The 24917-nt window shown below is 66.3% G+C and carries 26 protein-coding genes; 12 read left to right on the forward strand and 14 right to left on the reverse strand.

Annotation, left to right across the window (positions count from 1 at the left end; all coding sequences use genetic code 11):
• Positions 1-19 precede the first annotated feature (19 nt).
• From IPM80_00965 to IPM80_00975, 3 genes are all read right to left on the reverse strand, one after another.
• The gene (locus IPM80_00965; protein ID MBK8957014.1) at positions 20-1528 is read right to left on the reverse strand and encodes a glucan biosynthesis protein; all 1509 of its coding nucleotides are present in this window, start codon (positions 1526-1528) and stop codon (positions 20-22) included.
• A gap of 292 nt (positions 1529-1820) precedes the next feature.
• The gene (locus tag IPM80_00970) at positions 1821-2423 is read right to left on the reverse strand and encodes a rhomboid family intramembrane serine protease (protein ID MBK8957015.1); all 603 of its coding nucleotides are present in this window, start codon (positions 2421-2423) and stop codon (positions 1821-1823) included.
• 70 nt (positions 2424-2493) lie between these two features.
• The gene (locus tag IPM80_00975; GenBank protein ID MBK8957016.1) at positions 2494-4026 is read right to left on the reverse strand and encodes a hypothetical protein; all 1533 of its coding nucleotides are present in this window, start codon (positions 4024-4026) and stop codon (positions 2494-2496) included.
• A 205-nt stretch (positions 4027-4231) separates the two neighbouring features.
• On the opposite strand from IPM80_00975, the gene IPM80_00980 reads away from it, so the two are divergent.
• Both IPM80_00980 and IPM80_00985 read left to right on the forward strand, forming a co-directional pair.
• Positions 4232-5173: an NAD(P)-dependent oxidoreductase gene (locus IPM80_00980; protein ID MBK8957017.1), complete on the forward strand. Its 942-nt coding sequence runs from the start codon at positions 4232-4234 to the stop codon at positions 5171-5173.
• On the forward strand, positions 5173-5862 hold the full coding sequence (locus IPM80_00985; GenBank protein MBK8957018.1) for a DUF2461 domain-containing protein: 690 nt from the start codon (positions 5173-5175) through the stop codon (positions 5860-5862). The genes IPM80_00980 and IPM80_00985 overlap by 1 nt, the downstream gene beginning before the upstream one ends.
• A gap of 131 nt (positions 5863-5993) precedes the next feature.
• On the opposite strand, the gene IPM80_00990 is transcribed toward IPM80_00985, so the two are convergent.
• On the reverse strand, positions 5994-6626 hold the full coding sequence (locus tag IPM80_00990; GenBank protein ID MBK8957019.1) for a cytochrome b/b6 domain-containing protein: 633 nt from the start codon (positions 6624-6626) through the stop codon (positions 5994-5996).
• 136 nt (positions 6627-6762) lie between these two features.
• On the opposite strand from IPM80_00990, the gene IPM80_00995 reads away from it, so the two are divergent.
• The gene (locus tag IPM80_00995; GenBank protein ID MBK8957020.1) at positions 6763-7266 is read left to right on the forward strand and encodes a DNA-binding response regulator; all 504 of its coding nucleotides are present in this window, start codon (positions 6763-6765) and stop codon (positions 7264-7266) included.
• Positions 7267-7289: 23 nt separating this feature from the next.
• Here IPM80_00995 and surE read toward each other — a convergent pair whose 3' ends face one another.
• The 5 genes from surE to IPM80_01020 all read right to left on the reverse strand — a co-directional run bounded on the left by surE (position 7290) and on the right by IPM80_01020 (position 11419).
• A complete protein-coding gene (gene surE / locus IPM80_01000; protein ID MBK8957021.1) occupies positions 7290-8066 on the reverse strand; it encodes a 5'/3'-nucleotidase SurE in 777 nt (258 codons plus the stop codon).
• 39 nt (positions 8067-8105) lie between these two features.
• The gene (locus IPM80_01005) at positions 8106-8963 is read right to left on the reverse strand and encodes a class II glutamine amidotransferase (protein ID MBK8957022.1); all 858 of its coding nucleotides are present in this window, start codon (positions 8961-8963) and stop codon (positions 8106-8108) included.
• Between the two features lie 39 nt (positions 8964-9002).
• Entirely contained in the window at positions 9003-9485 is a 483-nt protein-coding gene (locus tag IPM80_01010; GenBank protein ID MBK8957023.1) for an MEKHLA domain-containing protein, read from the reverse strand.
• Between the two features lie 10 nt (positions 9486-9495).
• The gene (locus IPM80_01015) at positions 9496-10155 is read right to left on the reverse strand and encodes a DsbA family oxidoreductase (GenBank protein ID MBK8957024.1); all 660 of its coding nucleotides are present in this window, start codon (positions 10153-10155) and stop codon (positions 9496-9498) included.
• A 64-nt stretch (positions 10156-10219) separates the two neighbouring features.
• Positions 10220-11419: a cytochrome P450 gene (locus IPM80_01020; GenBank protein ID MBK8957025.1), complete on the reverse strand. Its 1200-nt coding sequence runs from the start codon at positions 11417-11419 to the stop codon at positions 10220-10222.
• A 114-nt stretch (positions 11420-11533) separates the two neighbouring features.
• On the opposite strand from IPM80_01020, the gene IPM80_01025 reads away from it, so the two are divergent.
• The 3 genes from IPM80_01025 to IPM80_01035 all read left to right on the forward strand — a co-directional run bounded on the left by IPM80_01025 (position 11534) and on the right by IPM80_01035 (position 13592).
• Complete coding sequence (locus tag IPM80_01025) at positions 11534-12355, forward strand: alpha/beta hydrolase (protein ID MBK8957026.1); 822 nt, start codon at positions 11534-11536, stop codon at positions 12353-12355.
• 35 nt (positions 12356-12390) lie between these two features.
• Complete coding sequence (locus tag IPM80_01030) at positions 12391-12816, forward strand: heme-binding protein (protein MBK8957027.1); 426 nt, start codon at positions 12391-12393, stop codon at positions 12814-12816.
• A gap of 260 nt (positions 12817-13076) precedes the next feature.
• Positions 13077-13592 carry a hypothetical protein gene (locus tag IPM80_01035; GenBank protein ID MBK8957028.1) on the forward strand — a complete coding sequence of 172 codons (516 nt, stop codon included), beginning with the start codon at positions 13077-13079 and terminating at the stop codon, positions 13590-13592.
• A 135-nt stretch (positions 13593-13727) separates the two neighbouring features.
• On the opposite strand, the gene IPM80_01040 is transcribed toward IPM80_01035, so the two are convergent.
• The 3 genes from IPM80_01040 to IPM80_01050 all read right to left on the reverse strand — a co-directional run bounded on the left by IPM80_01040 (position 13728) and on the right by IPM80_01050 (position 16179).
• Positions 13728-14798: an LLM class flavin-dependent oxidoreductase gene (locus IPM80_01040; protein MBK8957029.1), complete on the reverse strand. Its 1071-nt coding sequence runs from the start codon at positions 14796-14798 to the stop codon at positions 13728-13730.
• A gap of 190 nt (positions 14799-14988) precedes the next feature.
• Positions 14989-15663 (reverse strand): dienelactone hydrolase family protein, encoded by a 675-nt coding sequence (locus IPM80_01045; protein MBK8957030.1) that lies wholly within the window; start codon positions 15661-15663, stop codon positions 14989-14991.
• 12 nt (positions 15664-15675) lie between these two features.
• A complete protein-coding gene (locus IPM80_01050) occupies positions 15676-16179 on the reverse strand; it encodes an OsmC family protein (GenBank protein MBK8957031.1) in 504 nt (167 codons plus the stop codon).
• Positions 16180-16255: 76 nt separating this feature from the next.
• Between IPM80_01050 and IPM80_01055 the strand changes: the two genes are divergently transcribed.
• From IPM80_01055 to IPM80_01075, 5 genes are all read left to right on the forward strand, one after another.
• A complete protein-coding gene (locus IPM80_01055; GenBank protein ID MBK8957032.1) occupies positions 16256-17077 on the forward strand; it encodes an SDR family NAD(P)-dependent oxidoreductase in 822 nt (273 codons plus the stop codon).
• Positions 17078-17180: 103 nt separating this feature from the next.
• Positions 17181-17624 carry a MaoC family dehydratase N-terminal domain-containing protein gene (locus IPM80_01060; GenBank protein ID MBK8957033.1) on the forward strand — a complete coding sequence of 148 codons (444 nt, stop codon included), beginning with the start codon at positions 17181-17183 and terminating at the stop codon, positions 17622-17624.
• A 3-nt stretch (positions 17625-17627) separates the two neighbouring features.
• The gene (locus IPM80_01065) at positions 17628-18056 is read left to right on the forward strand and encodes a MaoC family dehydratase (protein ID MBK8957034.1); all 429 of its coding nucleotides are present in this window, start codon (positions 17628-17630) and stop codon (positions 18054-18056) included.
• The gene (locus IPM80_01070; GenBank protein MBK8957035.1) at positions 18053-18724 is read left to right on the forward strand and encodes a hypothetical protein; all 672 of its coding nucleotides are present in this window, start codon (positions 18053-18055) and stop codon (positions 18722-18724) included. Before IPM80_01065 ends, IPM80_01070 begins: the two co-directional genes overlap by 4 nt.
• A gap of 118 nt (positions 18725-18842) precedes the next feature.
• Positions 18843-19295 carry a VOC family protein gene (locus IPM80_01075; protein ID MBK8957036.1) on the forward strand — a complete coding sequence of 151 codons (453 nt, stop codon included), beginning with the start codon at positions 18843-18845 and terminating at the stop codon, positions 19293-19295.
• A 42-nt stretch (positions 19296-19337) separates the two neighbouring features.
• Here the strand turns inward: IPM80_01075 and IPM80_01080 are convergent, their stop codons facing one another.
• Positions 19338-20519 (reverse strand): alkaline phosphatase family protein, encoded by a 1182-nt coding sequence (locus tag IPM80_01080; GenBank protein ID MBK8957037.1) that lies wholly within the window; start codon positions 20517-20519, stop codon positions 19338-19340.
• Positions 20520-20528: 9 nt separating this feature from the next.
• Positions 20529-22166: a YdiU family protein gene (locus tag IPM80_01085; GenBank protein ID MBK8957038.1), complete on the reverse strand. Its 1638-nt coding sequence runs from the start codon at positions 22164-22166 to the stop codon at positions 20529-20531.
• Positions 22167-22254: 88 nt separating this feature from the next.
• On the opposite strand from IPM80_01085, the gene IPM80_01090 reads away from it, so the two are divergent.
• Positions 22255-24690, forward strand: a complete 2436-nt coding sequence (locus IPM80_01090) for an MMPL family transporter (protein ID MBK8957039.1) — start codon at positions 22255-22257, stop codon at positions 24688-24690.
• Positions 24691-24917 lie beyond the last annotated feature (227 nt).

Here is a 24917-nt window from a genome sequence, read left to right on the forward strand (position 1 = left end):
CGGACCGCCGGCGGCGCCATCAACTCGACCACTGGTAGCTCCAGGTCTCACTGATGGCGTTTTCGCCCACCTTGAGAAAGCAGCGCAGTTCCGACGGCTCCTCGTCGGTGACCGACAGATCGAAAGCCACGCGCCAACCGCCGCTCACGTCGTTGAAGTGGGTCAACACGTTGAGCACCGCGCCGCGCGATGCCGACACGATGGCTTCGGGTTGTGCGTCCACCGGCTTGGGCAGCGTAGCGCCAACGAAATCGAGCACGATGTGGGTGCTGCCGTCCTCGGCGGCGCTGCGCCCGATACGCGTGGCCACCACCTGCGCGGGGCGCGGTTCGACGCCGGACGGCGCATCGGCGCACCAGTGCAGTCGATAGGTGAACTGCCATTCGCGCTTTTCCAGCAAGGGTTCCTCGGGGCGCCAGAACGCCACCAGGTTGTCGTTGCTCTCCCTGTCGGTCGGGATCTCGATCAGCATCACCGCGCCCGGACCCCAGTCACCGACCGGCTCCACCCACACGCTGGGGCGCAGCTCGTAACGCGCGTCGAGATCCTGGAAGTTGGCGAAGTTGCGATCACGCTGCATGAGGCCGAAGCCCTTGGGATTGTGATCGACGAAGGACGAAATGCGCAGGCGCTCGGGATTGACCACCGGCCGCCACAGCCACTCGCCCGCGCCGGTCAGCACCATCAGGCCATCGGAGTCGTGCACCGCAGGTCGGAAATCATCGACGCCGACGCGATCGTTGGCGGCGAAGAAGAACATGCTGGTCAGCGGCGCGAGACCGACGGTTGTCATGGTGGTGCGCGGATAGAGCGTCATGTTGACGTCGACGATGGTGTCGACGCCGGGGCGCACGGTGAAGGTATAGGCGCCGCTCAGGCTCGGGCCGTCGAGCAGGGCGTGGATCACGATGCTGTGATTGTCGGCCGGCCGCTCGATGTAGAACTCGCGGAATATCGGGAACTCTTCGTTGTCATTGGTGGCGGTGCCGACCGCGATGCCGCGTGCCGACATGCCATAGCGCATGCCGCGCCCGAGCGCACGGAAATAACTGGCGCCGAGGAACGAGATCAGCTCATCGAGATAGTCCGGCGTGTTGAGCGCGGTATGCACGCGAAAGCCCGCGTAGCCCAAGGTTTCCGGCAGCGGATCGGGGCCGAGATCGGTATCGCCGTATTCGAACAGCGCCGGCGAGTACTGGATCTCGCTGGCGTCGCCGTCGACCACCGCGAACACCCGCACCGGATGGTTATAGTAAGAGCCGAGATGGAAGAACTGCGCGGTGAACTTGCCCTGGTCGGCCCACAGCGCCTGCGCCGGCAGGAAATGAATCTGGCGATACTGCTCGACCGACATGTCGGCCAGCACTTCGGGCAGCTTGGTGTCCGGCGCGCGGAACTCGTGGGTCGACAGGATGCGCGCGCGTTCACGCAGGCGTTCGACGGAAAACGGATGGCCGGCGCGGGTCGCGGGTTCGGCCCACGGACGCTCGCGATCGCTGCAGAATACCGCCAGGCCGCTGGCCAGCATGAGGCGCAGCGCGTGACGACGCGAGAAGTGCAGTTGGTCAGTCATGAAGCCGAATGGAACAGGGTGTGTGAAGCGCGTTTTGCGTCGCAACAATGACCTTTTGTGCCGTCATCCGTCAAGGCCCGAGCATTGAAAAATTTCCGCGTCGAGATTGCAACGATACTCATGCTGTCGATGAGCGCCTATCTGCTCCACGTCAGTTTGCAGGCATCACTGCGTGATGACGACACAGCGTTGCCGGCCGCATCAGCGCAGGTGTCGGCGATGCCCGTCAGGAGCGTGGCGGCGCCGGTCAACGGCGCGGCGCATGGCGTCGCCACAGGTAGACCATGCCGGCGCCCGCCAGGCCGCCGAGATGGGCGAAATGCGCCACGCCGTTGACGCTGCCGGTCACGCCCAGCAGCAGTTCGATGGCGGCATAGAGCGCGACGAACACGCGTGCCGGCAGCGGGATGGGCGGAATCAACAGCACGATGCGCCGCTCGGGAAACAGCAGCGCGAAGGTCAGCAACAGGCCGAACACGCCGGCCGAGGCGCCGACCACCGGCGCGTTACTGTGGGTGATGGCGGCACCCACCACGATCTGCGCGAGAGCGCCGGTCACCACGCTGGTGAAATAGGCCTGCGCCATGCCGCGTGCGCCCCAGCGGTATTCGACCGCCGGCCCGAACATCCACAGCGCGAACATGTTCAAGGCGAGATGGGTGAGACCGCCGTGCAGGAAGCTGTAGCTCACCAACTGCCACAGCGTCGCCAGTGTCGGCGAGCCGCCCGCCAGCCAGTCGCTGGGCCACAGCGCGAACCAGGCGAACATGCCCTGACCCAGCACCATCTGCAGCACGAAGGCGCCGATGTTGATTTGCAGCAGGGTGCGTGTGAACACGGGTATGGTCATGGGCTTGTCGTCGTTGCTCGAAGGATGTCAGGACCGCAGGAGGAGCATGTGGTTGCGCGCCGCCGCGCAATCAAGGCGCGCGCGGCGCAGGTTTCAGTCGCGCCAGCATCGCCGCGGGTTGCTCGGCCATGAGCGGGTTGCGATAGACCGCCAGCACCTCCAGCCACGGCTGCAGGCGCCGGTAGGGATAGTAGTACTGCGGAAAGCTCGGGCTCGCGCCCATCATCATGAAAAGGTACTGGCAGCGCCCCGCCGCGAGCCGCGCGCGCGTGGCATCGTCGTCGAGCCCGAAGGGCGGATAGCCATCCACCCGGCGACCGCTGTAGAGCGCCACCACCGACGGCTTGGTGGCGAGCAGGCAGGCATCGGCCGGAACATCGCGACGCCGGCCGATGGCGCTCAGCGCCTCGGTGATGGCGCGCTGGTAAGCGAGGGTCGGAAAGGCGCTGGCGGGATCGGGCTCGAACCAGGCGCTGCTGCGCGTGTAGGGCCGCAGGCCGGGATCGGCCGGCGGCGTCGCCAGCCGTTCCGCGACCAGCAGTGCGAACGGCGCAATGGCGGCCAGGCACAGCAGCAGCGGCACGGCCGCCGCCACGCGCGCATCGAGCCATGGCGCCAGCGCACGCATGCCGAGTACGGCATAGACCAGCGCGAACGGCAACAAGGGATAGCACATGCGTTCGTACTCGGCCGGGTAGGGCCAGATCACCATGAGCACGAGGTAGGCCAGCACCGACAGCGCATCGAAGGCCGCGCCACGCAGACGCATGACGAGGCCCGCCAGGCCGAGGCCGGCGAGCGCCGCCGGCAGCGCGCGCAGGAAGCCGGCCTGGCTGACATCGCCGAACACGCCCAGCCACGCCGCCGGTACCGCGGCGAGGTTCTCGAGCAGGCGCGCCTGCGGGCCATGGCGTTGATAGAGCTCGACGAGCGCATGCAGGTAGCGCGCGTTGCCGCCATGGGTGAGGGCGAGGTACAGCACCGGTGCCAGCGTCAAGGCTGCCAGCCACGCGGCGCGCGGCGGTCGTTTGACCAGGAGCCACAGCCACAGGCTGGCCACCAGCGTCATGCCGAAGCTGCGCGTCATGTAGGCGGCGCCGACCGCCACGGCGGCCCACGTCAACGCGCGCGGCGTGGCCGGCGTGTTTGCCAGCAACAGCGCGGCGCAGAGCCAGCACAGGAGGTACAGGTGCTCGCTGTGCAGTTCCAGGCCTTCGAGCAGCACGATGCGCGTGCCGGCGCACAGCGCAACGACCGCCCATGCTTCGCCGCGCGTGAGCGTCGCGGCGCGTGCCAGGGCATAGACAGCCGCGCCCGCCAGCATGATGACTAGCGAGGTGACGAGATGCGCGGCCGCCAGCGAGGTGCCGCCGCCGGTCATGGCCAGCAGCCAGGGATAGAGCGGCGGGTAGACGCTCTGCGCGGCAAACTGCGCCGCCGCCGCGTGGGCGACGCCATAGGGTGAGTAATGATTGGCGGTCAGGAAATAGACCGCGTTGTCACCGCCGAAATCGGCAAGCAAGGTGCCGCTGCCGGCCCACCACAGCGTGAACAGCATCATGAGGGCGGACAGTCCGCCGAGCAGCAGTCGGGAAACGCGCAATGATGATGCCGGCGCGGGCCAGGCCTCCTGTCGATAGGGCGATGCGCGAAGCGCGGGGCCCGCGTGCGCGGTCAGTATAGCGGCACGCCGCGCGCCCTCGCATTGCCCGCCGCCCCGCTGCTTGCCAGTGGCACGGCAGCGGGTACTATCCATGACCCGCGCGCGGCGCGACACATCGTACCCATCAACAGCGAGGACCTCAGCCATGCGACTCGGCTATCTCGGTATCGGACTCATGGGCGCACCGATGGTGGAAAACCTCCTGGCCGACGGCCACGAGGTGACGGTGTGGAATCGCTCGCCGGACAAGACCGAGGCCTTGCTGGCCAAGGGCGCGAAGCACGCGGCGCGCGCCGCCGACGCCGCCGCGGACGGCGTGATCCTGAGCTGCCTTGCCGACGACGCGGCGCTCGACGCGGTGTTCGCCGACGGCAGCGTGCTGCGCGCGCTCGGGCAGGGCGGCGTGCATGTTTCCATCAGCACCATCTCCGCCGCCTGCGCCACGCGCCTCGCCGCGGCCCATGCCGCCGCCGGCGTGCATTACGTCGCGGCGCCGATCATCGGCCGGCCCGACGCGGTGCGTGCACGCGTGCCGTCCTTTCTCACCGCCGGCGACCTCGAGGCCAAGCAGCGCGTGGCGCCGGTGCTGGAGAAGCTGTCACGCCGCATCTTTGATTTCGGCGCCACGCCGAGCGCGGCCAACGTCGCCAAGATCAATTTCAACTTCATGATTGCCACCACCATCGAAGCCCTGTCGGAAAGCTTCGCGGTGGTCGAAAAGCACGGTATCGACGCGCGGCAGTTCTACGAGATGGTGATAGGCACCGCCTTCGGCTGCCCGATCTTCGAGAACTACGGGCGCCAGCTGAGCCAGCATGGCTGGGACAAGGTCGGCTTCAAGCTCGCGCTCGGCCTCAAGGACGTGCGCCTCGCCCAGGCCACCGCCGCCGACGTCGGTGCGCGCATGCGTCTCGGCGAACTGCTCGAGGCGCGCTTCAGCGAGGCGCTGGCCCATGGTCATGGCGACAAGGACTGGACTGCCATCGCGCTCGAGGTGCGCAAGGAAGCCGGCTTGGTGCCCTCGGCGACAATGGATAACAGTGAGGCGCCGGCCGGCGCCGCCAATCAAGCAACGAGGCACGCGTGATGGCGCAGTTCGAAGGGTTTCCCAAAACCTGCATTCCCTACCTGAAACAACTCGCGAAGAACAACAATCGCGAATGGTTCAACGACAACAAGCAGCGTTACGAGGACTGCGTGCGCAACCCGGCGATGGCCTTCATCGCGGCCATGGCGCCGCAGCTGCCGGCGCTGTCGCCGCATTTTCGCGCGGTGGCGAAGAAGATGGGCGGCTCGCTGATGCGGGTCTACCGCGATACGCGCTTCGCCGGCGACAAGACCCCGTTCAAGACCAATGTCGGCATCCACTTCCGTCATGAGCTCGGCAAGGACGTGCACGCGCCCGGTTTCTACGTGCACATCGAGCCGGGCGATTGTTTCCTCGGTGCCGGCATCTGGCACCCCGAGCCGCCGGTGCTGAATGGCATTCGCGAATTCATCATCGACAACCCCAACGCCTGGAAGAAGGCTACCCAGGCGGCGTCCTTCAGCAAGGACTGGGCACTGATCGGCGACACGCTGGTGCGGCCGCCGCGCGGCATCGACCCGGCCCACGAATTGATGACGGATCTGAAACGCAAGGATTTCATCGCCTGCATGAATTTCGACGAAGCCCTGATCAGTGAACCCGGCTTCGTCAAGTTCGTGATGAGTAACTACAAGCGCGCCAGCGCGCTGGTCAGCTACCTGTGCATGGCGGTGGACGTGCCGTACTGAGGGGCTCCTCGATTTCTTCCTGTAGGTGCGATTTCAATCGCACTCTTCACTGTGGGTCAGGCTTCAGCCTGACACGCGAAGCGTGCGAATGAATTCGCACCTACAGGGCGCCCCCGGCGCAACCGGGCGCATCACACAGGCGATTCCGGCTCGTCCTTGTAGCCCGTCACCATGGCCCGCGCCAGGTTCTGGCGATGGCGCAGGCTCGATGCCACCACGCCCAGTACGTGCAGGCCGACCAGCGCCAGGGTGGTGTTGGCGCCGAACTCGTGGATCTCCTTCCACAGGTGCTCTTCGTCGCGTCGCGCCTTGCGTGCCGCCTTGAGCGTGACGATTTCGCTTTCGCTCATGGTCGTTGCATCGGGCTTGGCGAGCTTGGGGATGGCGAACGGGCCTTCGCCTTCGAGCGCCAGGGTGCGCAGCCCGCAGCCCACCGTCAGCGTCAACGACGCGAGCAGCATCAGCACCATCCAGCCGCCGGCCGGGTTGTGGCCGCGGTAGTGCTTGATGGGGCCACCCGCCAGGCTCTTGAGGTAGCCGAGCGCCGCACTGGGCGGCGTCACGAAATCCGTGAAGCGCGCATGGCGGCTGCCGATGAAGCCCCAGATCACGCGGCTCACCAGCAAGGCGCAGATCAGGTAGCCGGCATAGAAGTGCAAGGGCGTTTCTTCCTCGCCGCTCAGGTAGGCGAACGTGAATGCCGCCACCAGCGTCCAGTGGAAGAAGCGGACATAACGGTCCCATACATAGACGCGATTGCTCATAATGCGGCTCCTTTGTTGAACTGGCTGGCGGTCATGATGGCTGCCGCGCGCGCCCATTACATCGGGCATGCGTCCTACCAAGACCAGTATGGGACATATGTCCCATGGTCTAACTGATTGATATCAAGGCCGAGGAATGAGATTGACCAGTCTGCGCGACAGCCTGTTGCTGATCCTTCTGTGTGTGGTGGCGCTCGCCAGCATCAGCGATCTGCTGGACGACATCGCCCATGGTTCCGATGTCCTGCACCTGGTCGGTGAACTGGCCGCGCTGCTGCTGGCCGGCGGCGCGGTGGTGTGGCTGCTGCGCAGCCATCGTCGCCAGCAAAGCCAGCTCGCGGCGCTGCGCGCGGAACTCGCCGAAGCCGCCCAGCGCGCCGCCGGCGGCGATGCCGGCGAGCAGGCGCAGCGGCGTCAGCTTGGCGAGTTCATCGGCAGGCAGTTCGCGAGCTGGGGCCTGACCGACAGCGAGCGCGAAGTCGGCTGGCTGTTGCTGAAGGGCCTCAGCCTGAAAGAGGTGGCGGCCTTGCGCAACACGCTCGAGAAGACCGTGCGCCAGCAGGCGTCATCCATCTACCAGAAGGCCGGCGTCAGTGGCCGCCATGCGTTCGCGGCCTGGTTCCTGGAGGACTACCTGTAGGCGCGGCCTGCCGGCGCGGCGCCCTAGCGGTGCTGTCCCAAGGTGCGGATGTCGATGCGCGTGGCGCTGATATGGCCAGCCTGCAGCACCGCGTCGTCGGTCTCGGGATGGGTATCGAGTTCGGCGCTGGCGAGGGCATGATGAAATTGATCGCCGCGTTGCTTGAAACAGCCGCGGTAGTAACTCAAGCCCAGGCGCGCGCGCACGATGCCGCTGTCCGGCGCGCGCTTGAACGGGAAGTTGACGTTCCAGGTGGTGGCTTCGAAGTCGTCGGGCACCACCAGCTCACGCCAGATATCGGGCAAGCTCGCTTCCACCACCGCCGTGACGCGCGTGATGGTGTCTGCCTTGAAGCTGCGCTCGGCATCCCAATGGCGAAATTCCTCCGGTGCGATTTCCTGCGACAAGGCCAGCGCCGGCAGGCCGGCGATGTTGGCCTCGAGGCACGCGCCGATGGTGCCGGACGCGAGCGTGAAGCCCAGGCCGACGTTCTTGCCGATGTTGATGCCCGACACCACCAGGTGCGGCGGCTCGGCCAGCAGGTTGTGGATGGCGAGGTTCACGCAGTCGGCCGGCGTACCGCTGACCGACCACGCCGGTGTGCCATGCAGGTCGATGCGGTCGACGTACAGGGCGCCGTAGCGCGTCATGGATTTGCCTTTCCAGCTCTGCTCGGTGGCCGGCACCACGATCTCGACATCGCCGAACTGCTTGAGCGTGCGAATCGCGAGCAGGAACAGCGGCGAGTCATGGCTGTCGTCGTTGGTGAGCAGAATGCGCGGACGCGGCGGGATCATCATCAACTCCTGCGGTTCGGGGACGGTGCGGGCGGCAGCACGTCAGTGTCGGATGGCGCGCAATTGCGGGCCGTGGCCACGGCGCACCACCACCATGGTGTTGTCCGGTATCGCCGTCCACGCGTCGTCGTCGGTGAGACGTTCGGAGCTGACGATGACCGGGTGGCGGCCGAGCTGCTTGTCGTGTTGCGCAGCCTCGGCAATCGCAGGGTAAAGCGCGCCATGGAAGTAGTACAGCGACTCGGGGCTGTCGCTGCTGTCATCGGTGTAACGCGACACCACCGCGTTCTCGCCGTCCGACAGCGCGCAGTTCATGTAGCTCGGCGCGCCGTCGCCATGCTCGGCGACCAGTCCGGCCATGCGCGCAAGCGCGTTGGCCAGGGCGCTGGCCAGGCGTTCATCGGCGGCCATGCCGGCCGGCTGCTGCAACAACTCGTCGATGCACAAGGCGAAGAAGCATTCCGAGTCGGTGCTGCCATAGACGTTCGAATAGGCTTCGTCGCACACCGAGTCGAGCAGGCGCCGCCGCACGCGACGGAAATTGCCGACGTCGCCGTTATGCATGAACAGGTACTGCCGGAATCGAAAGGGATGACAGTTCGCCTCGTTGACACCTGACGACTGCGTGGCCGCGCGCACATGGGCGAGGATGCAATCGCTGGCCACCACCCGCGCCAGGTTGTGCAGGTTGCGGTTGTTCCAGGCCGGCGTGATGGAGCGGAACACCGCCGGTTCGCCGGCCAGCGCACGTGCATACCAGCCGACGCCGAAGCCGTCGCCATTGAGCGGCTCCTCGCGTTCACGGCTGTGGGTGGACTGGCGGATGAGCGAGTGGCTGGGGTCGAGCAGCAGGCTCGCCAGGCGGATGTCGGGGCCGAGATAGAGCGTGAAACGACACATCGCGGTGCTCCTCGCAACACCGGCCGATGGCCGGCTCCATCAGTCGGGTAAGCGGCGCCAGCGCGCGAAACTTGCGGCCTGGCCATGGAAACGGCCATCGCCATCGATGACATTCCACACCGTGGCCTGCTCGATGACGAAGCGACGGCCGCTGCTGGCGATGCGCACGCCGCTGTAATCGTCGATGTAGCCGCGTTCCAGAACCTGCTGCATGAGCCGCGCGCGCGCTTCCTGGTTGAGCGCTTCGGCCGAGGCGCGCGAGGGCAGCGCCAGCAGCGCCGGCCAGTCGAGTTCGAACAGGTCGAGGGCGGTGAGGTTGGCGTAGTTGAACAACGGATCGGCTTCGAGGCCATGGGACAACAGCGCAAAAGGCGCTTCGAAGGCCTGGCGTGCCAGCGCGGTGGCGTCCTGCCCGGCCGGCAGCAGTTCGCGTCCGGTCAGGCGCCGATGGCTGTCCAGCAGCAGCGTGACATGGGGCGCCAGCCACGCGTTGGCGGCCGAGGGCAGTCGCGCGCGGCTCATGAAACGCCGCTCACAGGCCGCGCGCACGCGCGCGTTGCAGCGACAGCGCGATGGTCTCGGCGCTTTGCGCGCCGGAGAACAACAGGTGGCCGTTGTAGAGAAACGAGGGCACGCCGCTGATGCCGAGTTCATGGGCGTCATTCTCGGCGGCCTCGATGACGGCATCGCCATCCGGCGCGCTGAGCATCTTGGCGGCGGCCTCGCGGCCGAGATCGGCGCGCGCGGCGATGTCCTCGAGCACGGCGTGCTTGCCGACGTCCTCGCCGTTGACGAAATAGGCTTCGAACAAGGCATCGACCACCGCGTCCTGGCGGCCGTGCCGGTCGGCCCAATCGATGAGACGATGGGCGGCGCGGGTATTGGGCGTGCGCGCGATGCGCTCGACATGGAGCGCGAGGCCGTCGGCCTGCGCGGCGGCGGCGACCCGCGCATAGAGGTGGTTGGCGTGCTCGACGGAGCCGAACTTGCGCTCGCAATACTCGCGTCTCGCCATGCCTTCGCGCGGCATGCCCGGATTCAATTCGTAGGGCCGCCAGCGGATGCGCAGCGGGAAGTCCCCGAGCTGGGCGAGCGCCTGGGCGAGGCGACGCTTGCCGACATAACACCACGGGCACACCACGTCGGACACTATCTCGAGCAGCGGCGTGGCGGGCAGGGTGTCGGCGTTCATGGGCAAGGTCTCCGCCGCGAGCAGCACGGCAAGTTTGATACGGGGCGAATGATGCGGGCGCTGCTCACGCCGCACGCCAGCGGAACGGCAGCGTTTGCGGGCCGCGCACGAACCAGTTGTCGTTCCAGGTGACGTCATCGAAGCCACGCTCGAAGCGCTGCAGGCGCGGCACCAGCCATTCGAAGGCGACTCGCGCCTCGAGACGCCCCAGGTGCGCGCCGAGGCAATGGTGTATGCCCATGCCGAAGCCGGCCTGGCCGCCGGTATGGCGCAGCACGTCGAAGTCTTCCGGCGCGGTGAACTTGCTTTCGTCGTGGTTGGCGGATGCCAGCAGCGCGACCACGTCGCGGCCGGCCGGGATGGTGGTGCCCGCCACCTCGACATCGTGCATGGCACGTCGATATACGCCCTGCACCGGTGAGCAGTAACGCAGACCTTCCTCGATGGCATTGGGGATGCGTGCCGGCTCGTCGCGCAGCAGTGCAAGCTGCTCGGGGTGATCGAGCAGGGCCAGCACCATGCCGCCGATGAGATTGGTGGTGGTTTCGTTGCCGCCGGTCAGGAGCAGGATCGAGTAGGCGATGATCTCGCGTCGATTGACGCGCTGCTCGGCTTCGGCGTTCAGCAACACGCTCAGGATGTCGCGCCGCCCGTCGAGATCGTGGCTGCGCCCTTCCAGCACCTCGCCGAAATACTGGATGAGGTCGAAGACCCCGGCGCGGGCGCGCAGCCATGCCGGGCCTTCGCGATCATTGAGCAACTTGATGAGACAGTCCGACCAGTACTTGAAGTCGTCCTGGCGCGCGCGTTCGATGTCGAGCAGCTCCGCGATGACCGTGACCGGCAACGGGATGGTGAAGTCCTGCACCAGGTCGAAAGCGTCGCGCGCGTCGACGGCGTGGCCGAGGCCGTCCACCAGTTCGCGTATGCGCGGTTCGAGTTCGCGCAGGGGGCGCATGCGGAACTCGTCCTGCAGCAGGCGGCGCAGGCGCGTGTGCTCGGGTGGATCGGCGGTGATGACGCTGTTGCCGCCGCGCGCCTCGGCTTCACGTCCCGGTCCTTGGCGGCGCATGGCGATGGACGAGAAGGTTTCGGGGGCGCGCAGCAGCGCGGCGATGTCGTCGTAACGCGTGACCAGGTAGGCATCGAGTGCCGGCACCCAGTGCACCGGCGATTCGTGGCGCAGCCACGCCATGTACGGATAGGGATGGCGACGCACCTCCGGGGCGAGGAAGTCGGTCTTGGCCGGGTGGTAGTCACGCATGGAAAAAAGCTTAACCTGCTTTGCCCCGCGAGGCACGACGCCAGGCGTGACTGGGCGTGAAGCCTGCCTTGTGCGAATAATGCGCCATCGCAGCTATCGGTCAGGAGCCGCTTCATGGGCACGCGCAGATTGAAACTCGGGCAATACAACTTCCAGATCACCGAGGAGGGCGCGGGCGATCCGGTGTTGCTGCTGCACGGCTTCCCCGATTCGGCACGCCTGTGGCGCCACCAGATCCCGACGCTGGTGGCGGCAGGCTTTCGCGTCATCGCGCCGGACCAACGCGGCTTCGGCGAATCGGACAAGCCGCAGGAAGTCGAAGCCTATGCGCTGCGCGAAGTGATCGGCGACGCCATCGCGCTGCTCGATGAACTCGGTCTCGAACGCGTGAAACTGGTCAGCCATGACTGGGGCGCGGCGGTCGGCTGGGGACTCGCGGCCTTTCATCCCGAGCGCATCGTCAAGCACGTGGCGCTGTCCGTCGGCCACCTGTCGGCGCTATGGAACGCCGGCCTCGCGCAGCGGCGCCTCGCCTGGTACATGCTGTTGTTCATGCGCCGCGGCCTGGCCGAAGAGATCCTGACGCGCGACAACTGGCTGTGGTTTCGCGACCTGTTCCAGCATCACAGCGAAATGGAAAGCTGGATCCGCGACCTCTCGCGTCCCGGCGCGCTGACCGCCGGCCTCAACTGGTATCGCGCCAATGTCGACGTCGAGACCTGGAAGCCCGAAGGCTGGGTATTGCCGCGCACGCCGGTGCCGACGCTCGGCGTGTGGAGCAGTGGCGACGCCTACCTGACCGAAGTGCAGATGGCGACCTCGGGCCAGTACGTCGACGGCCCCTGGCAGTACCTCAGGGTGGAAGGCGCGAGCCACTGGCTGACGCTCGACCGCCCGGACCACCTTGCCAAGGTGCTGGTGGACTACCTGCGCTAGACGACTCTCATCCCAACTCACAAGGAACAAGCAACATGGCCAACAAACTCGGATTGAAAGAAGCGCGCATGATCGTCGACACCATGCTCAGCGAAGCGGAAAAACGCGGCATCAAGTTTGCCGGCGCGGTGGTCGATGCCGGCGGCGATCTCATCCATCTCGCGCGCATGGACGGCGCCACCGCGCTCAACGCGCGCATGGCCTACAACAAGGCCTATACCGCCACCAAGTGGCAGATGGATACGCGCGTGCTGAAGACGCGCTTGTTCGACATGTCGCTCGGTGACGAGCGCCGCGAGATCACCTGGTTCTGCGATCCGCTGTACACGCCGGTGTGGGGCGGCATCGTGCTGCGCAACGCCGACGGCGTGATGCTGGGTGCGCTCGGTGAAAGCGGTGGCACCTACCAGCAGGACGAGGAGATCGGGCAGATTGCGGCCAAGGCCTTCAACGATCTGTAGGCGGCAAGGGCGGCAAGCGCTTGCCGCCGGGGCGGCAAGGCTTGGCCGCCAGAATCCGCCGAGATTCCATTGTGGGTCGGACTTCAGTCTGACATGGGCGCGGAAATATTCCTTGAGCGCCGGCCTTCAGCCGGCTGTCCGACTGAAGTCGGACCCACAATGGATGGCGCTTTTCCCAAGTTTCGAGCCGGCACGGCGATTGCAAATCTCCGACCATTACTGTCAGCAGGCTTGAGATTTTGAATCACGAACCCCCCGCCATGCGCGCCCCGCCGGCGACCGCTGCCGCTTCATCGGCTCCCTGGTCCATCGGTGGCGTGAAGCTGTTCGGCGACGACGGCTTCAATTTTCGTGACGTGCTGGATCTCATCAATCCCATTCAGCACATTCCGATCATCGGTAACCTGTATCGCAACCTGACCGGCGATGTCGCCGCGCCGGCCATCCGCATCGCCGGCGGCGCCCTGTTCGGCGGGCCGCTGGGCGCGGCCTTCGCGGCGGCCAACGTCGCCTTGAAGCAGATAGTCCATCCGGATCTCGACGCCACGCCGCTGGCGGAGCCCGGCACGGCCTTGGCGGCCAAGGCCACGCCCGGCGCAGCGGACGAAGCGAAAGCGGGCGATGCGAAGACGCCGGGTGTGTCGCCGGCCGACGATTCGACTACCGGCAAGGCCTTGAGCCCCGTCGAACTCGTGCAGCTCAAGAACGCTTACAGCATGGAAGAAATAGAAGCGCAGCGCAGCCACCTGTTCGGCAGCTTTCACTTGATGGCGTGAGCCATGTCGTGAGGCGCTGATGAATGTCCGATTGAAATCGGACCTACAGGGCAGGCGGCGAGCGCGTTAGATCGCGCGGCCGCGCTGTAGGTCCGAATTCATTCGGACATTGGCGGGCAGGCTTTGCGCCCGGCCTTACTTGAAGACCGGCATGATCTCCTTCGAGATCTGATCCACCACTTCACGCGACGGCCGTATGGGCTGAATAGCGACCTGGTGCACGCCGGCGTCGCGCATCGCTTCGATCATGCCCAGCACCTCGGCCTTGGTGCCGGTCAGGGTGGTGGCCTGGATGATCTTCTTGGTCATCAGCGCTTCGTGCTCGTCCTTCAAGTGCTGCAAATACCCTTCGTAGAGCTTCAGGTGACGGGTTTCAATCGGCGCATTCGGCTCGCGATAGACGTCGGTGAAGCCCATCAGGTCATCGCGCAGCGAACCCGGCAGGGCATTCGGATCCTTGTGGCAGGACAGGGCGAAGATATTGCTGCTGGACGCCACCATCGGGCCGACCGCCTCGCGCACCGCGCGGGTCTCGATCTGCTCGTTGGAGTCGGTCATGTAGAACGCGGTCATCGACACCACGTAGACCTTGTCCGGATCGCGACCGGCGGCCTCGGCGCCCTTGCGCACTTCACCCACCATCCATTTCACCAGGTCCGGATGCACCGCGCCGAACAGGATCACGCCGTCGGCGCACTTGCCGGCGAGCTGCGCGACCTTGGGGCCGCTGGCCGAGATGTAGATCGGGATGCGGTCCTTGATGTTGATGTAGCCGAGATTGGGATTCAGGAACTTGATCTTGCGATGACGCTCGCCCTCGCTGTAGTCGGTGATCTTGCCGTCGAACAGGTCACGGCAGATGCGTACATGTTCCTCGAGTTCGGCGACCTTGGCGGCCGGCATGCCCATGGTGCGGCGCGTGGTATTGCCGGTGCCGATGCCCATGATGGCGCGGCCGGGCGCGAGTTCGTTGATGGTGGCCATGCCGCAGGCGGACAGCGGCGCGATACGCGAAGCGGGGTTGGTCACGCCCGGGCCAATCTTGATCTTGCTGGTGCGGTCGGCGCACAGCGCCATGGTCGCGTAGACCTCGCTGCCGAGCATCTGCGTGTCGTACAGCCACGCGTGGGAAAAGCCATGATCCTCGGCGTACTTGACGTCCTTGTGGATGTGCACGTCACCCATGAATACAAATCCGAAATCCATCTGACCTCTCCTCTTGGCGGGCTGGGGCGCGCGCGGGCGCGCCGGTTTGTGATGTCCTGCGGGCCGATCTTGGGGCCGGCACGAGCGCAGCTTAGGGGGCGTGCTCGCGCCGTGTAAAAGACCGCGTGGCTATACCTGTGATAAGGCCGACTTATATAGGGGGCAGGTCCTCGCGGTCGGACTTATAACGCTAAGGGGTAGCACGCGCCGTCAGGCAGGCGCTGACGAAGCGCCCGATATCCTTGATCTCCTCCATGCTCACGCTGTGCTCTATGGGGTAGCTGTGGTACTCGACGGCGTGGCCGAGCTCGCGCAGGCGCGCCGCGCTCTGCTGCCCGAAGCGCTCGTCGACCATCGAATCGTGGCTACCATGGCCAATCATGACCGGCAGGGCGGCGTTGGCGGCATGCGGCACGATGCTGTCGCGGGTCGCGAAGTAGGTCGACAGGGCGATGAGGCCGGCCAGGCGCTCGGGCCAGGTCAAGGCCAGTTCGAAACCGACGGCGCCGCCTTGTGAGAAGCCGGCGATCACCACCCGTTCACTGGGGATGCCACGCTCGTTCTCGCGGGCGATGAGCGCGCCGACCGCGGCGCTGGAGGCGCGCAGCTGCCTGTCGTCCACGCGCCGTTCCAGTTCCAGGCTCAGGATGTCGTACCAGGCCGGCATCACGAAGCCGTTGTTGAGCGTGACCGGGATGGACGGTGCGTGCGGAAAAATGAAACGCACCTCGAGTCCCGGCGCGAGGTCGAGATGCGGCACCACCGGTTCGAAATCGTGGCCGTCGGCGCCGAGTCCATGCATCCAGATCACCGTGGCATTGGCCGCGCCGCGCGGCTCCACCTCGACGCAGGGCAGTAGTTTCATGGCGGCCTCCTGTCAGTCGCGGACCAGTTCGAGCGTGACCGGCACCGGCTGCGAGAGCATGTCCAGCACCGGGCAGTGGCTGTCGACCGCGGCCTTCAGGCGCGCGAGCTCGGCGGCGCTGGCGTTGGACGTGATGTGTACCTCACCGCGGATGTTCTGGAAGCCGGCGCGCACCTTGTCGTCGACACCGAAAAAGCCGCGCAGGTCGATGTCGCCGCTGAGCCGCACGGAGACCGAATCGAGGGCAATGCCGAGTGCGGTGGCGTAGGCACGGTAGGTGATCTCCTGGCAGGCGCCGAGCGCGGCCAGCAAGGTCTCGATGGGGTTGGGGCCGCTGTCGGTGCCACCGAGGGCCGTGGGTTCGTCGATGACGAGGCCGTGCTGACGGATGCTGACCTCGGAACGAAAGCCATGGGTCAGGCGCGAGCTCGACTGGAAGCTGACGCGCGCGCTGTCGGGTGTGATGCGCAACTTGTCCTGTACGGACGCGATGGTGGCGGCGAGGGATTCGCTCATGGGTGCTGTGGCCGGAGTGCTTGGGGTTATCATCATAAGCCACCGCGCGGGTCGGCCGCGTGCACGAGGGGGACGCATGCGGGAGCAGGGGCAGGTAGGCATCATCACGGGCGCGGCGTCCGGCATCGGTCGCGCGCTGGCGCTGGAACTCGCGCGCCGCGGCGCGACGCTGGTGGTGAGCGATATCGATGGCGCGGGCGCGGCCGAGGTGGCGACCGCCATCAACGCCATGCGGCCCGACAGCGCCCGCGCCGTGACCCTCGACGTCACCGATGCCGATGCGGTGGCGGCGCTGGTGGGCGACACGGTGGCCGCGCACGGGCGGCTCGACCTCATGTTCAACAACGCCGGCATTTCCATCACCGGCGACGCACGCGATCTGTCCATCGCGCAGTGGCGGCGCGTCATCGACATCAATCTCATGGGCGTCGTGTATGGCAGCGATGCCGCCTACAAGGCCATGGCCCGGCAGGGCTGCGGGCATATCGTCAACATCGCGTCGCTGGCGGGCCTGGTGCCGTTTCCGACCAACGCGCCCTACGGTGCCACCAAGCACGCGGTGGTGGGTCTGTCGCTGGCCTTGCGCGCCGAAGGCGAGGATCTCGGCGTGCGCGTGTCCGCGGTTTGCCCGGGCTTCGTCGATTCGAACATCTTCAACGCCACCGAAGTGGTGAATGCCTCGCGCGAGAAGCTCATCGCCGGCATACCGTTCAGGAAAGTGTCGGTGGAGGAAGCGGCGACCCGCATCCTCGACGGCGTGGCCCGCAACCGCGCCATGATCGTGTTTCCTGCCTACGCGCAGCTGCTGTGGTGGGGCTATCGGCTGGTGCCGGACCTGCTGGCGCCGCTCGGGCGCAAGTTGATTCGCGATCTGCGCAAGATTCGGGGCGCTGCGTGAGCGATGTCTGTGGGTCAGACTTCAGTCTGACACCTGCGGATCGAAAGGCACCCACTTCGAATAGTCAGGCTGAAGTCTGACCCACATGCCTCAGGGGAGTCACATGATCGATCACAAATTCATCGGCTATCGCCAGGCGCCCTTCGAGGCCGAAGTGGAAAAAGGCCGGCTGCGCCTGTTCGCCAAGGCCATCGGCGAGACTGATCCCGTTTACAGCGACGAAGCCGCGGCGCGCGCCGCCGGCCATCCGACGCTGCCGGTGCCGCCGACCTTCTTGTTCTGCCTGGAGATGGAACGCGCCGATCCCTACGACTGGTTTACCGAGCTCGGCATTCCCTTGGGCCAGGTGCTGCATGGCGAGCAGTCCTTCACCTACCACCGCAGCGCCTACGCGGGCGAAACCCTGACGTTCAGCGCCGAACTCATCGACATCTACGAGAAGAAGAGCGGCGCGCTGCAGTTTCTCGTGCAACGCAATTTCGTCACCGACCAGCAAGGGCTGCCGGTTGCCGAATTCGATCGCACCATCGTCATCCGCTGGGCCTGAACCATGAATACCCTGAACTTACCCAATTTCGATGCCGTGGCGGTGGGTGATGAGCTGCCGCCGCTCGCCATGCCGCCGGTCACCCGCCACACGCTCGCCATCTACTGCGGCGCTTCGGGCGATCACAACCCGGTGCACGTCGACAGCGATTTCGCCAAGGCCTCGGGCCTCGACGACGTCATCGCCCACGGCATGCTGGTGATGGCCTACAGCGGCCGCGTGCTGACGCGCTGGTTGCCGCAGTCGGCCATCCGCCAGTTCAACACGCGCTTCATGGCCATGACCCGCATCGGCGACGCCATCACCGCGCGTGCCAAGGTAGTCGAGAAACGCGAGCACAATGGCGAACGCTGCGTGCTGGTCGAGATCTCGACCGCCAACCAGCACGGCGAAGTGAAGACCACCGGCAGCGCGCTGCTCGCGCTGGCGTGAGCGCGGTGGCGCACAACGCCGGGCGTGCGCGCCTGGTGGCGGATGGCCTGTTCTTTCTGCAGGCCGGCTGCGCGCTGTTGTTCGGCATTTCGCAGTTCCGCCGCATGCTCGAGTCGGTGGAAGGCGTCAGCGTCACCTGGATGGCGTTCTGGGTGGCTTTCCTGCTCGTCAATCTCGGGCTCGCCATCGGCGCCCATCGCAAGTTCGCGAGCCGCATTTCGCGCCAGGTCATCACCATCTACAGTCTGTGGACGGGGGTGTGCGCGGCGAACCTCGTGCTGCTGCTGGTCTCGCCGGGCGTGGAATGGACCTTGGTCGATAGCGTCACCGCCACCTTGACGCTGGGCGGTGTGGTGATTGCGACCGCCATCGGTCGCGCGCGCGGCTTGAGACTCGGCGATCCGATGCTGCACGCCGCCTACGCGGTGTTCTGCAAGGCGGTGCCGCAGCTGACCCTGGCCTGGAACATCTTTCGCGAGGGCGGCGAGGGCATCTCGGTGGTGGCCTTCACCGCCGGCCACGTCACCATCTGCATGCGCCTCGCGCAGATCATCGCGTCGATCCGCGAAGCGGGCCTCGATCGCGCGCGTCTCGGCATGGCCATCGGCGAAGCCGCCAACGAAGCGAGCTGGGTGCTGGCGACGGTGGTGTGGTTGTGGGTGGGCTAGGAAGGATTCACTGGCATCTTGTGGGTCAGACTTCAGTCTGACATGCAGCGAAGTCAGACTGAAGTCTGACCCACAAAGAAAGAGTGCTGCACATCTAATCAACGGCAAAGAGGTTCCAATGGTTGAAATCAACGGCATCGCCCACGTCATCCTGTCGGTCAGCAACTGGCCGGCGTGTCGCGACTTCTATGAAAGGCTGCTGAGCTTTCTCGGCCTGACGCGCACCTTCGATGGCGAGGAGATGATGTATTTCGTCGGCGGTCGCACCGCCATCGGCATCAGCAAGTGCGACCCGGCCTACGAACACGAGCGTTTCATCCAGACCCGTCCCGGCCTGCATCACGTGTGCTTACGCGTGCGCGACGAGCAGGCGGTGCGCGATGTGCATGCTTTCCTGTTGTCCATCAATGCCACCATCGTGCACGGGCCGGAAGAAGGCACCTGGGCGCCGGGATATTTTTCGGTGCTGTTCGAAGACCCGATAGGCACGCGCATCGAAGTGAACCACGTACCGGGGCAGGGCCTGTTGGCGCCGGGCGCGGCGTTCAATCCGAGTGGCGACTACCGCTAGGCGTTGCCGGGCTGCGCGTCGCTCCCGGCCCTCGACCTCGCGCTAGGTACCCGCCAACAGCAAGGGCACCTTCTGCTCCGCCGCCGTCACGCCGCCGTGCATGCCGAACAAGTCCATGTCGCGCTCGCCGGTGACGAGGTCGCGCATGGTGTAGCGCTCACGCATCTGCAGGGTGTAATCACCAATACGCGCCATGAGTTCGGGGTGCGGTGTGCCGTGGCCGAACCAGCCGTCGGCCACCAGCTGTGCGCTGCTGACGAGGGTGGTGTAGGGCGCGAGTTCGTTGCCGACGTAGTCCTCGAAGCGCGCGGCGTCGTGATGGCGCACGTAGCAGTAGGTCGAGCGCGGTTCGCCGCATAGCGGTAGGGTGAGAAAATCAGCGAGACGCGGATGGTCGGCCAGATCGACGCGCTCGGCCGGTCCGCTGTCGAGAAAGCCGTGATCGGCGGTCGCCACCAGCGCTGTGCCGTGTTTCGCACAAGTATCGGCGATGCCGGCAAGGGCACGATCCAGCGCCTGGAAATGCGCCGCCACCTGCGGGCTCGACGGCCCGTGCACATGGGCCATGTGATCGAAGTCCGACCAGTAGGCATACACGTAGCGCGCATCGCCCTCACCGGCGCACAGCGCGTCGAGCCGCGCGGCGAAGTCCGCCATGTCCCGGTAGCCGATACGCGCCGCGCCGCGCCCCGCCGCGCGACTGAAATCGGAATCCGCGATGATGGCCGGCAGCAGCGCCACGCTCTCACCGTCGACGCCGGCACAGAAGCTCGGCACGTCCACCACCGCATCCAGCGGTACGCCGGCGCCCGACACCGGCGTGCGGCTGTAGCGCGGCATGAAGGGCAATACCGCGGTCACCGTGCCGAGCTTGCGGAAATGCATGAACCAGCCGGTCAGCCCGTGCTGCTGGGGCGCGAGACCGCTCATCAATGTGGTGACGGCAGTGGCGGTGGTGGGCGGGTAGACCGAGGTCATGGTGCCGACTTTCAAGCTGCGCAGCGCGCTGTGGGGCCCGAGCTGCTCGAGCAGCGCATCGCCGAGACCATCGATGACCAGCAGCACCACGCGCTGGGCATGGCGCAGACGGTCAGCCGGCAGCAGCGTCAGCGGCGCATAGCCGTTGGCCGGCACGCCGAGCCGCTCGCCGAGGCTGCGCATGAGGTTGACCAGCGAGCCGCCGTCGTAATCGGGTTTCATCACGCTGAGATCGTGTTCGAGCATGGCGCTTCCTCAGGAACTGCAGGACAACATCGAGCAACCGGCGCGCTGGCGCGCCCAGTCGGGACGCTTGGCGGCCAGGTGATCGCGGCCCGCCTGGTCGCTATAGGGATGGCGCAGCGTGTCCAGCAATTCATCGACCTTGCTGTTGTCGCCGGCCTCGGCGGCGTCGATGGCGAGCTGCGCCAGGTAGTTGCGCAGGACGTAGCGGGGATTGACCGCGTTCATCGCCGCACGGCGTTGTTCGTGAGGCCTGTCGTCGGAGCGCAGGCGCGTGGCGTAGTGTCGCAGCCAGGCGGCCAGGCGTTCGCGGTAAGGGGCATCGATCTGCTGCGGCACGTAATACGCGTCGCCGACCAGGCGCAGGAAGGCCTCGATGTCGACCTCACCGTTCGCGTCGCCGGGCGCAAAGCCCGCCAAGGCGCGGAAGAACACGGTCATGTCGGTTTCGATACTGGCGAGCAGGCCCAGGAGTTCGCCGAGCAGGGCATCGTCGTGCGGGCCGTCGAGTGAGCGCAGGCCGAGTTTCGCCGCCATCGCGGTATGCATGGCGCGCTGGTAGGCCTCGCCGTAGCCATCGAGCGCCGCCTCGAGCGGCGGCGCTTCTCCTATCAATGGATAAATCGCGTTCGCGAGTTGCACCAGGTTCCACAGTGCAATCTGCGGCTGTTGTCCGTAGCGATAACGGCGCTGCTGGGCGTCGGTGGTGTTCGGCGTCCAGTCCGGATCGAAATTTTCCAGCCAGCCGTAGGGACCGTAATCGATGGTGATCCCCAGGATCGACATGTTGTCGGTGTTCATCACGCCGTGCACGAAGCCGACGCGCATCCAGTCGGCCATGAGCCGCGCGGTGCGCAGGCATACCTCGCCGAACCAGCGCAGGTAGACATCCTTGCGCGCGGCGAGCGGCGCGGCGGCATCGAAGCCGAGTTCCGGAAAGTCGGTGGTGAGCGTGTAAGCGACGAGTTTCTCCAGCGTCGCGAGATCCTGGCGCGCGGCGTGGATCTGAAAATGCCCGAAGCGCGTGAAGGACGGCGCCACGCGACACACCACCGCGCCGGGCTCGGGGCGTGGGTGGCCGTCGTAGAACATGTCGCGCACCACCTGTTCGCCGGTCAAGACCAACGACAGGGCGCGGGTGGTCGGCACGCCGAGATGATGCATCGCTTCACTGCACAGGAATTCGCGCAGGGACGAGCGCAGCACCGCGAGGCCGTCGGCGCCGCGCGAATAGGGCGTGGGGCCGGCGCCTTTCAACTGCAGGGCAAGGCGCTGGCCGGCGTTGTTCACGACTTCGCCGAGATTGATGGCGCGCCCGTCGCCCAGCTGCCCGGCCCAGTTGCCGAACTGGTGACCGCCGTAGACGGTGGCGTAGGGCACCATGCCGTGCAGCAGGCGGTTGCCGGCGAAGACCTCGGTGAAGGCCGGCGACCGGCAGTCGGCGTCGGTCAGATTCAGCAGGCGCGCGACTTCCGGCGAGAAGGCGACGAGGCGCGGCGCCGCGACCGGCGTCGGCGCCACCTTCGACCAGCACGCCCCTTCGACCGCGCGCCGGTAGTTGTCCTCGACCGGGTCGGCCGGCAGTTCGGCGACGAAGCGGTTGTCGAAACGCAGCGCGGCGAGGTTCATCCCATCGGGTTCGGCATTCATCGCGATCAAGTCCGGTGGTTGTTCCCCAAGGTACGCTGACTTAGGGTACCACCGCCCAGCCCAACCCTTCGAACCGCGAGGAATTCACGTGTCGTCCACTCTCACGTCCGGCCCGCGCGCGCAGCGCATCGCCCATTGGTGCCTGGACCATCGCGCGCTCACGCTGCTGTTCATCATCGTGCCCTCGCTGTTGCTGGCTGCCGCGCTGCCGCGCATCGAGGTCTATTCGCGTTTCGCCGACCTGCTGCCCGCCGAGCATCCCTACATTCAAACCTACAACCGCATGAAGCAGACCTTCGGCGGCGCCAACGTGGTGGCGATGTCGCTCAAGGTGCAGGGCGACGGCGACATCTTCACCAAGCGGACGCTGGAGAAGATCCGCCACCTCACCGACCAGGTCGACATGATCCCGGGCGTCAACCACTACCAGGTGGCGAGCATCGCGCATAACAAGATCCGCCGCGTGCGCACCACGGCCGGCGGCACCATCAAGTCCGAACCGGTGCTGCCGCTCGCGATTCCCGACGCCACCGACGACTTGAAGCGCCTGCGCGAGGAAGCCTTCAACAACGACGTGGTGTTCGGCACCTATGTCGCGACCGACGGCCGCGCGGCGCTGGTGGTGGCCGGTTTCGACGAGGAGCGGCTCGACTACCACACCATCTTCACGCGCCTCCAGGCCTTGAAAGCCGAGGTCGAGGCCGATGGCGAGACGCGCCTGTACGTGGCCGGCGAGCCGATGCTGAAGGGCTGGATCTATCACTACGCCGACGAGCTGTGGGTGATCTTCGGCGTCACGCTGGCGGTGATGGTGCTGCTCTTGTTCCTGCACTTCCGCACCCTGTCGGGCGTGCTGATCCCGTTGCTCGGCACGGTGATGTCGTGCCTGTGGGGCTTGGGCTTCGTCGGCTGGCTGGGCTACAACCTCGATCCGCTGATCCTGGTCGTGCCGATGGTGATCTCGGCGCGCACCGCCAGCCATTGCGTGCAGATGATGGAGCGTTACCACGACGAGATCCGCGTCGGCATGACGCGCGAGATGGCCGTGCGCACCTCGATGGGCGAACTGCTGGTGCCGGCCTCCATCGGCATCTTCACCGACGTCGCCGGCCTGCTGGTGTTGACGGTGTCGTCGATTCCCCTGATTGCCAAGCTCGGCTACTTCGCGGCGTTCTGGTCGTTCAGCAATCTCATCACGGTGGTGCTGCTGGTGCCGCTGGTGCTGTCCTTCCTGCCGGCGCCGGCCAGCCACAAGCTCGCCGCGCAGAAGCACGTCTACGCCCAGGCCATGGCGACACTGGCGCTGTTCCTGACTTCCAAGCGCGGCGCGCTGCCCATCGCCCTCGCCACCGCGGTGGTGCTGGCGGTGTCGCTGGTGTGGGGCCGCGAGACCATTATCGGCGAGGAGAAGCCCGGTTCGCCGATCCTGTTCCAGGACGCCGAGTACAACGTCTCGGCGCGGAGCATCGCCACCGACTTCGCCGGCGCCAGCCAGCTCAGCATCTATTTCGAAGGCAACGAGCGTGACCGCATCAAGGCGCCGGACGCGGTGCACCTGATGGAGGATTTCGCGCGCTTCATGGCCGCGACGCCGGGCTACGGCGGCACCCGTGACATCCCGAGCCTGGTGCGCGCGGTCAACCGTCTGTATCACTACGACGACCCGCGCTGGGGCCTGTTGCCACTCACCCAGAATGACATCGGCAACACCTTGTTCATGTACCAGGCCGGGGCCTCGGTGCCGGGCGTCATCACCGAGTTCATGGATCTCGACGGGCGCGTGGCGAATTTCGTGGTGTTTTTCAAGGACGCGACGGGCGCCACCATCTACGCCGCCATGCAGGCCGCCCGTGACTACCTCGAGACACACACGGTGCCGGGCGTGAAGGCGTTGTTCGCCGGCGGCATCGTCGGCACCACCGCCGCCGCCAACGAGGAAGTGGCGACCTCGGAACTGCGCCAGACCTGCCTCATCATCGCCATGGTGATGATGGCGGTGCTGTTGACCTACCGCTCGTTCAACGCCGCGCTGCTGGTGTTCGTGGTGTTGGCGCTGGCGGTGATGGTGAACCGCGCCTACATGGGCTTTCGCGGCATCGGTCTGAATGTCAGCACCCTGCCGGTGACGGCGGTGGGGGTGGGGCTGGGCGTCGATTACGCCATCTACATGCTCGACCGTATCCGCGAGGAGGTGCGCCATCGCACGCTGGACGACGCCATCGAGGTGGCGCTCGCCACCACCGGCGCGGCGGTGCTGTTCACCGCCATCGCCGTCATCGCCGGCATCGCCTACTGGGTGCCGGGTTCGTCGCTGCGTTTCGAGTCGGAAATGGCGATGCTGCTGTCGCTCCTGACCCTCTCGCACATGGTCGGCTCGGTGACGGTGCTGCCCCTGTTGATCCGCCTCACGCGGCCGCACTTCATCATGCGTTGCCACCTCGACGACAGCGCCACGGGCGATGCCGCCAGCCGCGCCGTGCGCGCGCAGGCCTGGTGGCGCGGGTGGCCCGCGAGACAGGCCTGAGGCCGGCCTACCGTCCTTCGGTGCCTATTCTAATTTCGGCGTCGGGCATATACTCCGGAGCCGGTGACGCGACCGCCATTGGGGGGAATCCTACAGGTCGCTACCAGGTCACCATCGTCCCGTCAGTGGAGCGTGAAGCCTCGAGTCCCGGTGTGCCCGGGATGCACGGGCCCTGTTAGCATCCACGCGGGAACGGTCGCGAGGAACGCTGCGTTCCTGGTGTTTTT

The sequence above is a fragment of the Pseudomonadota bacterium genome, assembly GCA_016719885.1.
In the GTDB taxonomy this organism is placed as follows: domain Bacteria; phylum Pseudomonadota; class Gammaproteobacteria.

Coding starts and splice junctions, on each gene's coding strand:
- IPM80_01035 (MBK8957028.1), top strand. CDS start 13,077: ATGCGCGCCCCGCCGGCGACCGCTGCCGCTTCATCGGCTCCCTGGTCC.
- IPM80_00965 (MBK8957014.1), bottom strand. CDS start 1,528: ATGCTGGCCAGCGGCCTGGCGGTATTCTGCAGCGATCGCGAGCGTCCG.
- IPM80_01030 (MBK8957027.1), top strand. CDS start 12,391: ATGGCCAACAAACTCGGATTGAAAGAAGCGCGCATGATCGTCGACACC.
- IPM80_01025 (MBK8957026.1), top strand. CDS start 11,534: ATGGGCACGCGCAGATTGAAACTCGGGCAATACAACTTCCAGATCACC.
- IPM80_01065 (MBK8957034.1), top strand. CDS start 17,628: ATGAATACCCTGAACTTACCCAATTTCGATGCCGTGGCGGTGGGTGAT.
- IPM80_01085 (MBK8957038.1), bottom strand. CDS start 22,166: ATGAATGCCGAACCCGATGGGATGAACCTCGCCGCGCTGCGTTTCGAC.
- IPM80_01075 (MBK8957036.1), top strand. CDS start 18,843: ATGGTTGAAATCAACGGCATCGCCCACGTCATCCTGTCGGTCAGCAAC.
- IPM80_01080 (MBK8957037.1), bottom strand. CDS start 20,519: ATGCTCGAACACGATCTCAGCGTGATGAAACCCGATTACGACGGCGGC.
- IPM80_01060 (MBK8957033.1), top strand. CDS start 17,181: ATGATCGATCACAAATTCATCGGCTATCGCCAGGCGCCCTTCGAGGCC.
- IPM80_00985 (MBK8957018.1), top strand. CDS start 5,173: ATGGCGCAGTTCGAAGGGTTTCCCAAAACCTGCATTCCCTACCTGAAA.
- IPM80_01015 (MBK8957024.1), bottom strand. CDS start 10,155: ATGAACGCCGACACCCTGCCCGCCACGCCGCTGCTCGAGATAGTGTCC.
- IPM80_01040 (MBK8957029.1), bottom strand. CDS start 14,798: ATGGATTTCGGATTTGTATTCATGGGTGACGTGCACATCCACAAGGAC.
- IPM80_00990 (MBK8957019.1), bottom strand. CDS start 6,626: ATGAGCAATCGCGTCTATGTATGGGACCGTTATGTCCGCTTCTTCCAC.
- IPM80_01020 (MBK8957025.1), bottom strand. CDS start 11,419: ATGCGTGACTACCACCCGGCCAAGACCGACTTCCTCGCCCCGGAGGTG.
- IPM80_01005 (MBK8957022.1), bottom strand. CDS start 8,963: ATGTGTCGTTTCACGCTCTATCTCGGCCCCGACATCCGCCTGGCGAGC.
- surE (MBK8957021.1), bottom strand. CDS start 8,066: ATGATGATCCCGCCGCGTCCGCGCATTCTGCTCACCAACGACGACAGC.
- IPM80_01055 (MBK8957032.1), top strand. CDS start 16,256: ATGCGGGAGCAGGGGCAGGTAGGCATCATCACGGGCGCGGCGTCCGGC.
- IPM80_00980 (MBK8957017.1), top strand. CDS start 4,232: ATGCGACTCGGCTATCTCGGTATCGGACTCATGGGCGCACCGATGGTG.
- IPM80_00970 (MBK8957015.1), bottom strand. CDS start 2,423: ATGACCATACCCGTGTTCACACGCACCCTGCTGCAAATCAACATCGGC.
- IPM80_01010 (MBK8957023.1), bottom strand. CDS start 9,485: ATGAGCCGCGCGCGACTGCCCTCGGCCGCCAACGCGTGGCTGGCGCCC.
- IPM80_01050 (MBK8957031.1), bottom strand. CDS start 16,179: ATGAGCGAATCCCTCGCCGCCACCATCGCGTCCGTACAGGACAAGTTG.
- IPM80_01045 (MBK8957030.1), bottom strand. CDS start 15,663: ATGAAACTACTGCCCTGCGTCGAGGTGGAGCCGCGCGGCGCGGCCAAT.
- IPM80_00995 (MBK8957020.1), top strand. CDS start 6,763: ATGAGATTGACCAGTCTGCGCGACAGCCTGTTGCTGATCCTTCTGTGT.